Annotated in this window: 10 protein-coding genes and 1 tRNA gene; 8 read left to right on the top strand and 3 right to left on the bottom strand. The window is 61.5% G+C overall.

Going from position 1 to position 12,364, the window contains the following annotated elements:
* The first annotated feature begins 17 nt into the window (after window positions 1-17).
* A complete protein-coding gene (locus AC2FF8_RS05445) occupies window positions 18-1,289 on the top strand; it encodes an NAD(P)/FAD-dependent oxidoreductase (protein ID WP_496879124.1) in 1,272 nt (423 codons plus the stop codon).
* A 2-nt stretch (window positions 1,290-1,291) separates the two neighbouring features.
* Here AC2FF8_RS05445 and AC2FF8_RS05440 read toward each other — a convergent pair whose 3' ends face one another.
* A complete protein-coding gene (locus AC2FF8_RS05440; RefSeq protein ID WP_171168829.1) occupies window positions 1,292-1,993 on the bottom strand; it encodes an SDR family oxidoreductase in 702 nt (233 codons plus the stop codon).
* A 104-nt stretch (window positions 1,994-2,097) separates the two neighbouring features.
* Here AC2FF8_RS05440 and AC2FF8_RS05435 point away from each other — a divergent pair, with 104 nt between their 5' ends.
* Window positions 2,098-2,949 (top strand): LysR substrate-binding domain-containing protein, encoded by an 852-nt coding sequence (locus AC2FF8_RS05435; protein ID WP_496879123.1) that lies wholly within the window; start codon window positions 2,098-2,100, stop codon window positions 2,947-2,949.
* Here AC2FF8_RS05435 and AC2FF8_RS05430 read toward each other — a convergent pair.
* The gene (locus AC2FF8_RS05430; protein ID WP_496879122.1) at window positions 2,940-3,842 is read right to left on the bottom strand and encodes a LysR family transcriptional regulator; all 903 of its coding nucleotides are present in this window, start codon (window positions 3,840-3,842) and stop codon (window positions 2,940-2,942) included. The genes AC2FF8_RS05435 and AC2FF8_RS05430 overlap by 10 nt on opposite strands.
* Before the next feature lie 75 nt (window positions 3,843-3,917).
* Here AC2FF8_RS05430 and AC2FF8_RS05425 point away from each other — a divergent pair, with 75 nt between their 5' ends.
* The 5 genes from AC2FF8_RS05425 (at window position 3,918) to AC2FF8_RS05405 (ending at window position 11,091) form a co-directional block, all read left to right on the top strand.
* Window positions 3,918-7,130 (top strand): reductive dehalogenase, encoded by a 3,213-nt coding sequence (locus AC2FF8_RS05425; protein ID WP_496879121.1) that lies wholly within the window; start codon window positions 3,918-3,920, stop codon window positions 7,128-7,130.
* 125 nt (window positions 7,131-7,255) lie between these two features.
* Window positions 7,256-8,122, top strand: a complete 867-nt coding sequence (locus tag AC2FF8_RS05420) for an FAD binding domain-containing protein (RefSeq protein ID WP_171615619.1) — start codon at window positions 7,256-7,258, stop codon at window positions 8,120-8,122.
* The gene (locus AC2FF8_RS05415; RefSeq protein ID WP_117868038.1) at window positions 8,119-8,598 is read left to right on the top strand and encodes a (2Fe-2S)-binding protein; all 480 of its coding nucleotides are present in this window, start codon (window positions 8,119-8,121) and stop codon (window positions 8,596-8,598) included. Before AC2FF8_RS05420 ends, AC2FF8_RS05415 begins: the two co-directional genes overlap by 4 nt.
* On the top strand, window positions 8,598-10,853 hold the full coding sequence (locus tag AC2FF8_RS05410) for a xanthine dehydrogenase family protein molybdopterin-binding subunit (protein ID WP_496879120.1): 2,256 nt from the start codon (window positions 8,598-8,600) through the stop codon (window positions 10,851-10,853). The genes AC2FF8_RS05415 and AC2FF8_RS05410 overlap by 1 nt, the downstream gene beginning before the upstream one ends.
* Complete coding sequence (locus AC2FF8_RS05405; protein WP_170346142.1) at window positions 10,846-11,091, top strand: MoaD/ThiS family protein; 246 nt, start codon at window positions 10,846-10,848, stop codon at window positions 11,089-11,091. Before AC2FF8_RS05410 ends, AC2FF8_RS05405 begins: the two co-directional genes overlap by 8 nt.
* Here the strand turns inward: AC2FF8_RS05405 and AC2FF8_RS05400 are convergent.
* Window positions 11,088-11,792 (bottom strand): lysophospholipid acyltransferase family protein, encoded by a 705-nt coding sequence (locus AC2FF8_RS05400; RefSeq protein ID WP_170346143.1) that lies wholly within the window; start codon window positions 11,790-11,792, stop codon window positions 11,088-11,090. The two genes, AC2FF8_RS05405 and AC2FF8_RS05400, sit on opposite strands and share 4 nt — an antisense overlap.
* A gap of 141 nt (window positions 11,793-11,933) precedes the next feature.
* Here AC2FF8_RS05400 and AC2FF8_RS05395 point away from each other — a divergent pair.
* Window positions 11,934-12,009: transfer RNA gene (locus tag AC2FF8_RS05395), tRNA-Trp, on the top strand.
* Window positions 12,010-12,364 lie beyond the last annotated feature (355 nt).

Below are 12,364 nucleotides of genomic sequence, written 5' to 3'. Positions count from 1 at the left end.
AGACTCAGAGGCCCGACGTGAACGATCCCGAACAATCACTTTGGCAGACCACCTGCACCGAGACAGTCCCCGCACCGCCCCTGACCGCTGACGCAGCGGTTGATCTGGCTGTCATCGGAGGTGGCTATACCGGCTGTTCAGCGGCCTTGACCGCAGCCCGCGCCGGCGCGTCGGTCTGCCTGCTCGAGGCGCAGGAGATCGGGTTTGGCGGTTCGGGGCGTAATGTCGGTCTGGTCAATGCGGGGCTGTGGTTGCCGCCGGACGACATCCGCACGCATCTCGGTACTGAAACGGGGAACCGTTTGATCGACTTGCTGGCCAAGGCGCCGTCGGATGTGTTTGCCTTGATCGATGAATATGGCATTGCGTGTGAGCCCGTGCGCAACGGAACCCTGCATTGCGCTCATTCCGCGTCGGGTTTGAAGGACCTGCAAACGCGTCATGCGCAGTTGAGCGAAGCCGGAGCGCCGGTTGAGCTGTTGTCGGCGGACCAGGCCGGTGAACGCACCGGTAGCCAGGCCTTTCACGGTGCTTTGTTCGATCCACGGGCGGGAACCATCCAGCCTTTGGCCTATGCGGTGGGTTTGGTGCGCGCGGCGTCACAGGCCGGGGCACGGGTATATACCCACAGCCCCGTGCAGACCATGGCATATGAGGCTGGGCACTGGGTTCTGATGACACCGGGCGGGACGGTTCGGGCAAGATCGGTCATTCAGGCGACGAATGCCTATCATCTTGCGCTGCCGGAGACCGCGACTGCCTATGTGCCGGTCTACTATTTCCAGTACGCCACGGCCCCGCTGACCGACAACTTGCGCGCCAGTATCCTGCCAAGGAAAGAAGGGTGCTGGGATACCGGGCTGATCATGACGTCATTCCGGCTGGATCAGGCCGGGCGGATGATCATTGGCGGCATGGGAGATCTGGGACATGCCGGTCGGGTTGCACATTCCGGTTGGGTCCGGCGCAAGCTGGCCGAGCTCTATCCGCAATTGGCCGACCAGCCGTTTGAACACGGGTGGCACGGGCGGATCGCAATGACATCGGATAATCTTCCGAAGATCACGCAGATCGGCCCCAACGCTTTGGCCGCACACGGGTATTCCGGTCGCGGCATCGGCCCGGGCACGGTGTTCGGTCGCATGATGGCCGAGAGTCTTCTGGCGGATGATCCCTCGCTTCTGCCGGTTCCTGTCGTATCGGAACACCGCGAAAACTGGACGCGCTTGCGCCGCGCCTTTTTCGAATCCGGCGCGGCGCTGACGCATCTGATAAGGGCGCGGGTCTGAGTTCAGACAGACCGGGTGATACCGCCGTCCACCCGGATATTCTGTCCGGTGATGTAACCGCCGCCTTCCGAGGCAAGCAGAGCGACGACCGAGGCGATCTCGTCATAGCTGCGCCCATAGCGCCCCATTGGAATGCGGCTGCGGAATTCTTCCTTCTCGGGCAGGCTGTCAATGAAGCCCGGAAGGACGTTGTTCATGCGGATATTCTCGGCGGCATACTTGTCCGCGTACAGCTTGGTGAAGGCGGCCAGCCCGGCCCGGAACACGCCCGAGGTCGGGAAAACCGGATCCGGCTCGAACGCGGCAAAGGTCGAGATGTTGATGATCGAGCCACCGCCCTGCGCCTGCATGATCGGGGTCACAAGCCGTGTGGGGCGCACCGCGTTCAGGAAATAGACATCCATGCCGGTGTGCCAATCCTCATCCGTCAGTTCAAGGATCGGAGCGCGGGGGCCGTGACCGGCGGAATTGACCAGAACGTCAACGCGCCCCCAATGGGCCATGGCGGCATCGACAAGCTTCTGCAAATCCTCGGTGGACTGGTTCGAGCCGGTAATGCCAACACCGCCCAACTCTTTTGCCAAGGCTTCTCCCTTGCCCGAGGAAGACAGAATGCCAACCTTGAACCCGTCCGCCGCCAGCCTCCGGGCGGAATCCGCACCCATGCCACTGCCGCCCGCTGTAATAAGTGCTACCTTTTCCATCTGACATCTCCGTTTTTCAGTTGAACCCAGGATGGCGGTCAGAGAGCGGTTTGACCAATCAGTTCTGCTGGCCTTATGCTGTAGAAAATCTACAGGACAACACGATGGCCGCCCTTCCACCCCTGAACGCTTTACGTGCTTTCGAAGCTTCTGCCCGTCATTTGAACTTTCGACTGGCCGCCGAGGAACTTGGCGTTACACAAGGTGCCGTCGCGCAGCAGGTGCGCGGGCTTGAAGCACGATTGGACGAGGTTCTGTTCGATCGCCTGCCGCGTGGGTTGCGACTGACCGAATCCGGGCGGCGGTTTCACGCGCCGCTGCGTCGTGCCTTCAGGTTGATCGAAGAGGCCGTCGATGACCTGTCTCCGGACCGCCGGGTCACGTTGTCGGTCACGCCCAGCTTTGCCTCGAAATGGTTGGTGCCGCGTTTGTCGGGCTTCACGGACCTGTATCCGGACATCTCGGTTCAGGTGGATGCGCGCGAGCGTCTGGCGGATTTCAGTTCGGATGGCGTCGATCTGGCTGTCAGGCAGGGTCGAGCGCCGTTTGCGGCGGAACTGGAAGCGGTGCCCTTGTTCTCGACCGAATTCATCCCGGTATGCAGCCCTGCGATGGCGAGGGAAGTCAGCACCCCTTCTGACTTGATGAAGCAGGTATTGCTGAACGATACCCACGGATTGTGGCCCTTGTTTCTTGAACGGGTGGGGGTAAGCGGAAAGCCCAGAATGATGAGCTTCAGCCAGACCAGTCTTGCGATCGACGCGGCAGTTTCGGGGCAGGGTATAGCACTGGCCAATGCGCCTCTCGTCGCGCCCGAGGTGACCTCGGGCCGTCTTGTTCAGCCGCTTGCGGATGTCCTGGTTGAAGATCTGGGGTTCTATGTGGTTGCACCCCGCAAGCCACGCCAGCCGCAACTGGTCGAGATCATGCGAGACTGGCTGTTGTCTCAGGTTTGAAGGGATGCGGCGATTGCCTCGATCCGGGCCCGCAACCAGCGATGTGCCGGGTCATTGGCCGACCTCTGGTGCCAGACCATGTAGATCGACACTGGCGCGCATTCGAACGGCAGTGGCGCGCAATCCAGCATGGCCAGCGGGCCCTGTTTCATCAGCGCCGTGTCGGTCGAGATCAGGTCGCTGCCCTGTATGAAGGCCGGGATGGCGTTGAAATGCGGCAGGGTCACCACCGCTGGCCTGATCTGGCTTTGATCAACGCCACGCATGACGGCGCGGGCGTTGCGGCCATCGGCAAAGCGAACCTCGACATGATCGCAGTTGCAATAGGCGTCCCAACTGTCCGGGGGCGTGCGCTGTGTGGCGTCATAGAACAGCATCAGCGGGCTGGTCATCAGGCGTTTCTGAAAGATGTCCGGCCCGTCCGGCGGCAACGGGGTCAGCATCAACTGGCATCTGTCACTGCGCAGCAGCTCGGGGTCGGGCACGCCTGAAGGAATGAATTCCAGCCGCAGACCTGCGCCTTCGGCACGTGTTTCTCGAAGCAGCTGCGGAAAGATCAACTCGCGCGGCATGTCATTGGTGGCGATGCGGATCCTGATCTGTTCAGACTGCGGGTCAAACGGCCGCCCTTCGGTCAGCGCCCGCATTCCGTCCAGCACCTTTTGCGCGGGCTCCTTCAGGGACAAGGCGCGCTCGGTCGGGGTCAGGCCCTGACCGGACCGGACAAACAACGGGTCGCCCAGCACCAGCCGGAGCTTGGCCAGCGTGTGGCTGATGGCCGATTGCGTAACGCCCAGCCGATCCGCAGCTTTCGAGACCGAGTTTTCCTCGAGTATGGTCAGAAAGATGCGCAGAACCTTGCCGTCTAGATCAGTAAAATCGATTTTCTTCATATCTCTTATGATTATGCATGAATGGTTTCGCTGTCCATGACGGGGTAGGGGATGGGTGGCAACAGGAGGCGCATAATGGGAATCCGCTTTTTCTCGGACAAGAACCGGCCCGTTCACATGGGGCGATACCCGTTGGAGCGTTTGACCCGACAAGATACCATGCCGGATTTGTCGCGCGTGCCCTTGATGGGCGAACTGAGTTTCCACCGGCCGGAACGGCCCGACAGCATCGTCAACGCCATGGGCGAATTTCAGGCGATGCTGGACGCGATTCGCGACGGGTTGGTGAACCCGATTGCATCCGAGATCCCATCAGATCCGCAGGAACGCGCCAACCATCTGAAGGCATTTGGGTATTTCAACGATGCGTCGATGATGGGCTGCGGGCCGTTGCCGTCAGATGCGCTGTTGGACGAACCACGCCGCAACCCCGATATCGACCGGCTTGCCCATGCGCTGCGCACGCGCCAGACCAAGACGCTGGCCTCTGGGATCGATCTCATCATGGCCGATCTGAAAGACAGTATGGAGGCCGCGCCCAAGCCGATTGACGACCATCGTCACGCCATCGTCTTTCTGTATGAACATAACCGCGATCCGGACCCTTCCGAACCCGGTACGGACTGGATCATCGACGCGCAGGATCATCGCGCCTGCCTGCTGGCAACCGAGAATGCCGTGGTCATCGCCAACTATATCCGACTGCTGGGTTTTGACGCCCGCGCGCACAGCGTGATGTCGTCCGAAGTCGATCTGGGCAAGCTGGCCGTGGCCGCCGGTCTGGCCTCGGTCGAGGGCGGCAAGCTGGTTGCGCCGTGGCTGGGCACCAGGTTTGGCCTTGCAGCCGTGACGACCGAGATGCCCGTCGCGCATGACCGGCCGCTCAGGCCCATGGCGCAACAGCCGTGGTTTCGGACCCAAGGCCCGGCATGGTGGCTGGGCACGGGATTTGCCAAGAACGCCCTCAACCGTGACTCATATGCCAAACGACGCTATGTGGACGGGGCCCATCCGTTCGAAAAACTCAAACGGGTCGAGGCTCCGACAACCTATATCGACGAAGAGAATGTTGCCCGCGTTCCCAAGCGCGCCGACATGTTCGCCCGCGCCCAGTTCGGCGACATGGGCAAGTCATTGCAGGACGCCGCGAAAGGCGGGTACTACGTGCGCAAAGCCGCGCCCAGTTTTGCCCAGCGTCGCGCGCTGGGTGCATTCGTTCTGTTGCAGGACGGTGAAAGCGCTGACCTGCGCAAGTCAACCGATGCCCGACGCAATGCGGCAAACATCAAGGCGGCGACCTATTTCCTTGGGGTCGATGCAGTGGGCCTCAGCCGCTGCCCGGAATGGGCGTGGTATTCTCATGACGCCACCGGCGAAGAAATCGTGCCGCCTCATGATCAGGCCATCAGCATGATCATCGATCAGGGCTATGAAACGATGGAAGGTGCCAGTGGTGACGACTGGATCAGTGTCGCCCAATCCATGCGCGCCTACCTGCGCTTTTCGCTGCTGGGCGGAGTGATCGCCCAGCAGATCCGCAACCTCGGTTACAAGGCCAAGGCGCATACGGTGATGGATGGCGAGGTGCTGCAACCGCCGCTGTTGTTGCTGTCCGGTCTGGGCGAGGTCAGCCGGATCGGAGAAGTTATCCTGAACCCCTATCTGGGCCCGCGCCTGAAATCAGGCGTGGTGACGACCGACATGCCGATGGCGCATGACAAACCCATCGATTTCGGCCTGCAAACCTTTTGTGAATCCTGCAACAAATGCGCCCGCGAATGTCCCTCGGGCGCGATCACCGCCGGACCGAAGCTGATGTTCAACGGTTATGAAATCTGGAAGTCCGACAGCCAGAAATGCGCCACTTACCGTGTAACGACGCCGGGCGGTGCGATGTGCGGACGGTGCATGAAGACCTGCCCGTGGAACCTCGAAGGCATCTTCAAGGAACGTCCCTTCCGCTGGGCTGCGATGAACATCCCCTCGGCCGCGCCCGCACTGGCCAGGCTGGACGATGCGGTCGGCAATGGCGGGCTGAACGATATCAAGAAATGGTGGTGGGATATCGAGTTGCAGCCCGACGGCGCCTATCGCCCCACGACGCACCCGTTGAACCGGCGCGATCTGCAAAAGGATCTGGACCTGAAATATGAGGATCAGACCCTGGCCGTCTATCCCGCCTATCTGGCTCCGCACCCCTGGCCCTATCCCTTTGCAATGGACCGAGAGGCCGGGATTGCAGCCTATGAGGCCATGGTGACGGCCGATGAATACAAGGCCCGCAAGGCAAGCGGGGACATGTCGATCATCCATCGCTATCAGATCGCCGGTGATGCGCCTGTGATGCGGGTCGCCGTGACCAAGGTCGAAAAGATGACGGCGGATGTCACGAAATACGAATTCACATCGCTGGACGGTGCGCCCCTGCCGGGATGGACAGCGGGCGCACATCTGGACGTCCTGGTCGCACCGGAATTCCTGCGGCAATATTCCATGTCCGGCGACCCGTCGGATCGTGCGACCTATCAGATCGGAGTGCTGCGCGAGGATGACGGGCGTGGCGGGTCCGCGCTGCTGCATCGCATCTTCACCGAGGGGCGAAAGGTTTTCGTGTCCAAACCGATCAACCACTTTGAATTGGATGAAACGGCAACCAGAACATTCCTCATGGGCGGCGGTATCGGCATTACCCCGATTATCGCCTTTGCCCATCGCCTCCATGCGCTGGGCCGCGAGTTCGAATTGCACTATTCGGCCAGCACACGGGGCGGGGCGGGGTATCTGGATGATCTGGCCGCCATGCCCTGGGCGGACCGCGTTCATTACCATTTCTCGGATGAAGGCACCCGCGCCGATCTGAATGTGATTCTGTCCGGTTATCGGGATGGATGGCATGTCTATACCTGCGGGCCGGATCGTTACATGAACGGCGTGATTCAGGCGGCCGAGCAGCAAGGCTTTCCCGAAGAGGCGCGCCATCTGGAATATTTCTCGGTCCCTGAAACGCCTGAATATGAAAACCACGCGTTTGAGCTCAAGCTCGCGCGTTCGGGCCGGACACTGCCCGTGCCCGCAGACAAGGACGCGGCGCAAGTTCTGAACGAAGCCGGTTTTCATGTGGATGTGAAATGCGCTGACGGCATCTGCGGCGTCTGTAAATGCGGTGTCATTGCGGGCGAGGTCGAGCATCGGGATTTCGTTTTGTCCCGCAAACAGCGCGAAGGCGCCATGATCCTGTGCCAAAGCCGCGCGGCGGAACCTGATGGGGTGATCGAAATCGATCTCTGAACCCTGTCCAAAAGCGACATTTGGAAGTTGAATTTTGGTCGCTCGGCCCATGGACGCCGAACGAGGTGTGAATTAACGTCGCCGCGAACCCAGATATTCCTGATCAACAGGTACGAGGTAGCTTCATGGATTATCACAGCCCCGCCAGCTTTGCCGAAGCTTCGGCTCTGGCCGCGAATGCGACGGGCATCACACGTTTTCTGGCGGGCGGTACGGATGTACTGGTGCAGCTGCGCTCGGAACTGGTGACGCCCGATACGCTGATCGACATCAAGAAGATCGATGGCGTGCGTGACATCACCCGCAACGACGACGGCAGCTGGACGATCGGCGTGGCCGTCACGGGCGCCGAGATGAGCGAGCACCCCGACCTTGGCCGCGACTGGCCCGGTGTCGTCGAGGCGATGGACCTGATCGGTTCAACTCAGGTTCAGGGCCGCGCGACGCTGGCGGGCAACCTGTGCAATGGCTCACCTGCGGCTGATTCCGTGCCCGCCATGGTGGCGGCTGGCGTGACCGTCACCGTAACCGGCCCCGATGGCACGCGTGACGTTGCGGTTGAGGACATCCCGACCGGGCCCGGCAAGACCTCGCTGGCGAAAGGCGAACTGATCTCGGCCATCAACATTCCGGCCCGAGGCAAGAATGGGGGCGACGCCTATCTGCGGTTCATCCCCCGTACCGAAATGGACATTGCGGTCGTGGGCGTTGGCGTGAACCTCCGTCTGGATGGTGACGTCATCACCGAGGCGCGCGTGTCGCTGGGTGCCGTGGCACCGACCGTTCTGTTGGTTGAAGACTGTGCCAACGCGATTATCGGCAGCACTTTGGAAGATGCCGCCCTTGACGCATTGGCCGCGGCCGCGTCGGCCGCCTGCAATCCGATCGACGACAAACGAGGCACGATCGCATTCCGCACCGAAGTCGCTGGCGTTCTGGCCAAGCGTGCCGCGAAGATCGCCTATGCCCGCGCGAAGGGAGAAAACGCATGAGCAAGCTCCACGTATCCACCACCGTAAACGGGGACGCCGTTGAATACCTCTGTGACCCGCGCGAAACCCTGCTGGACTGTCTGCGCGACAAGCTGAACCTGACCGGCGCCAAAGAGGGCTGCGGCACCGGTGATTGCGGCGCGTGTTCGGTCACCGTCGATGGCCGCCTTGTGTGCTCGTGCCTGATGCTGGGTGTCGAGGCCGAAGGCAAGCAGATCGAGACCGTCGAAGGGATTGCGGATGGTGACGTCCTGCACCCGTTGCAGAAGAAGATGATCGAATACGCCGCGCTTCAATGCGGCATCTGTACTCCGGGCATTCTGGTGGCGGCGAAGTCCCTGTTGGAGAAGAACCCCAATCCGACCGAGGAAGAAACGCGTTATTGGCTGGCGGGCAACCTGTGCCGCTGCACCGGTTATGACAAGATCATTCGCGCCGTGATGGATACGGCGGCTGAGATGCGGGAGGCGTCATAATGGCTCTGGACGATCGCAAAATTGATTTCACTTTCGTTGGCACCCGACCCGACCGCCCCGATGGTCTGGACAAGGTGACAGGGCGCGCCAAGTTCGGTGCGGATATCTCGGCCCCCGGCATGTTGCACGGCGCGATTTTGCGCTCACCCCACGCCCATGCCCGGATCGTCAGGATTGATACCTCGAAAGCCGAGGCATCGAAGGACGTCAAAGCCGTCGTGACCCGTGCCGATTTCGCCGATGTCCCGTTCAAGCCCGGGCTTGAAGGCGAATTCTGGAACGTGCTGGAAAACGTCATGGCGGGGGAAAAGGCGCTCTATGACGGGCACGCGGTTGCTGCGGTCGCGGCCACATCTGCCTTGGCGGCACGGGATGCGCTGAAACTCATCGAAGTCGAATACGAGGTGCTGCCGCACGTCACCGACGTGGACAAAGCGATGGCCCCGGACGCGCCGGTGATCCGGGAAGGTGCGGCGGACTATTCGGTGCCGGAAGGGATGCACCCGAACGTCGTGCGCTATCACGAAAGCGGTCACGGTGACGTCGAGGCGGGCTTTGCCGAGGCCGATCTGGTTATCGAAGACAGCTTTGTCACCGAGGCGACCCATCAAGGCTATATCGAGCCGCATGCCTGCTTGGGCATGCTGGGCAATGACGGCAAGGGCGAGTTGTGGTGCACAACCCAGGGCCACTGGATCGCGCAAAAGACCTGTGCGGCGCTGCTGGGAATCGAAACCTCTCAGCTGCGCGTCACGGCGTCTGAAATCGGCGGCGGTTTTGGCGGCAAGACCACGGTCTTCATCGAACCCGTCGCGCTGGCACTCAGCCGCAAGGCCAACCGTCCGGTCAAGATCGTGATGACCAGATCCGAGGTTTTCCGTGCCACCGGGCCGACCTCTTCGGCGTCAATGGACGTGAAGATCGGCATGAAGAAAGACGGCACGATCACGGCGGCGCAGGGTGTCTTCCGCCTGCAAGGCGGGGCCTTCCCCGGCGCCCCGGGCGACATGACGGCCATGTGTGCCTTTGCGCCCTACAACCTGACCAACGTCAAGCAGATCGGTTACGATGTGATGTCGAACCGCCCGAAACAGGCCGCCTACCGCGCGCCGGGCGCACCCATGGGCGCCTTCGCCGTTGAATCCGTCATTGACGAGCTCTGCAACAAGCTGGGCCTCGATCCTATTGATGTGCGCCTGAAAAACGCCGCGCATGAAGGCACGAAGGCCAGCTATGGCCCGACCTACGAGCGCATCGGTCTGGTCGAAACCCTTGAGGCCGCCAAAGCGCATCCCCATTACTCGGCCCCGCTGAAGCCGGGTCAGGGGCGCGGGGTTTCCTGCGGCTTCTGGTTCAACCACGGCGGCGAGACCAGCGTTTCACTGGCACTTTCCGAGGATGGCTCAGCACAGTTGATGGTCGGAACGCCCGACATCGGCGGGTCGCGCGCATCCATGGCCCTGATGGCGGCCGAGGTTCTGGGCATTCCGTATGAAAATATCCGCGTGACCATCGCCGACACGGCGACGCTGGGCTACAACGACGTGAGCCATGGTTCGCGTGTGACCTACGCGTCGGGCCTCGCCACGATCAAGGCCGCAAGACACGCGGTCGAGAAACTGTGCGAACGTGCGGCGGCCAAGTGGGGCATCCCGGTCGATGCGGTCAAATGGGAAGACGGCTGCGCGGTGCCCTCGGGGCCCAATGCAGGGGATTTCGACCCGATGCCTCTGGCGGACATCACGGCGGATATGGGATCGACCGGAGGCCCGATTTCGGGCCATTTCGAAGCAACCCCCGAAGGCGCGGGCGTATCCTTTGGCACCCATATCGTCGATGCCGAGGTCGATCCGGAAACCGGCAAGACATCGATCACCCGCTACACGGTCATTCAGGATGCCGGCAAGGCGATCCATCCGACCTATGTGGAAGGGCAGTTTCAGGGTGGCGCCGCGCAGGGCATCGGCTGGGCACTGAACGAGGAATACATCTATGGCGAGGATGGTCGGTTGCAGAACTCGATCTTCCTTGATTACCGGATTCCCGTCGCCAGTGACCTGCCGATGATCGATACGGTGATCGTCGAAGTGCCCAACCCCGGCCACCCGTTCGGGGTGCGCGGCGTGGGCGAGACGGGCATCGTGCCGCCCCTGGCCGCCATCGCCAACGCGGTGTCCAATGCGGCGGGTGTTCGGATGACGCAACTGCCGATGTCTCCGCCGCGCATTCTGGCGGCCCTGAAGGAAAATGGTTGAGGTCCACCTCTGGTCCGGCCTCCGGTCACTGACCGGGGGCCAGCAAGTGGTTGAGGTCGAGGCCAAGACCACCGGAGAGCTTTTGCGGGCTTTGGTCCGGGCCCACCCGCAGTTGCAGGCCCCCATTGATGCGGGGGTCTCCATCGCGGTCGACGGGCGCGTCATTGCCACCGGGCTTACCGAACCGATCCCCGAAGGCAGCGAAGTCTATCTGATGCAACGTCTCAGGGGCGGTTAGGCGTCAGGCGACCAGGGCTCGCGCCCGACCATCCGGTCAGCTTCTGCCGTGATGTCGTTCATGTGCTGCTCAAGGCTCAGGCGCAGGGTCTCGATTTCCTCTTCGCTTGCCTTGCGGGGCACTGTTTCAGTCCATTCCCGGCACAGAAAAACGCCCTCATTGCGCCAGGGGCGGGGCATCAGAAGGTGATCCCAGGTTCCCGCTTCGCGACCATGTTTTGTTGAATAGGTGATGCCGAATACGCGCTTGCCCGAGGTCCGCGCCCATACCAACGGAACCGTCGACAGAACCCGCTCTGGCCCGCGCGGGCCGTCTGCCGCGATCCCAATTGAGATACCCTGCTTCATCTTGCCCAGAACCTGGCGTGACAAGGCGACGTGGCGTGTCTTGCTGGCCATGGCGATCGTATCCATGCCAAACAGCTTTTGGACCCGGCCCACCATGCTGCCCGCCCGGGCAGAGGAGGTGATCGAACAGATGCGCCCCTTGTCCAGCGGGAAGAAATATGGCGACTGCGCCAGCCGTTGATGCCAGAGCACAACGATGACCGGCTCACCTTGTTCGACCAGATGATCCAGTTCTTCGTATCCGATGCGTTGCCAACGTGTGTTGCGGTTGACCAATCGGATGTAAGCGGCGATCCGGCGGGCCACCCAGTTCAGCACGGCTTCGCTGTCTGCGATCTTCTTGCGGAGGTTCACACGGGGTTCCTTTTGCTGACCGGACCTTGTCTTAGCGCACTGCACATTTTGCGCAACTTGTTTGTCGGCTCAGATAGTGGTGTGGAATCCGAAAAAGCCTCTTGAGTCCGCCGCGCGGCTGTCATATCTGGGGCGCACCACAGGGGTATAGCTCAGTTGGTAGAGCGACGGTCTCCAAAACCGTAGGTCGCGGGTTCGAACCCTGCTGCCCCTGCCATCCGCATCAAAACACCAATCGGCGATCGCGCCTGGCGCGTTTCCAGCGCGCGCGGCTTACGACTATGGCCGGGGCGAACCGGCAATCAGGACGCATACAGGCATTGTGAGCCGCCGTGCAACCAAACCCCATATGCCATCTAAAAATACCGGCCCAGAGTGTGAACAGCGTCACTGACGGATGTTGGAAAGTCTGTTTGTCTGAGGATGTCAAAGAGTTGGCGTTCAGGTTCGGTTCAGAACGCAGGTTTTCAGTTTCTCCCTTATGAGTAGGGCGCGCTTGTGGTTGAGCGCGCCCTTTCCGTTTCTGGTCAGCAACGCATAGTGACGCTGCCAGAACGTGCAGAGAATCTGCC

The sequence above is a fragment of the Ruegeria sp. YTSA144 genome, from assembly GCF_059610125.1.
This window is presented reverse-complemented; position numbering and strand designations above follow the sequence as displayed.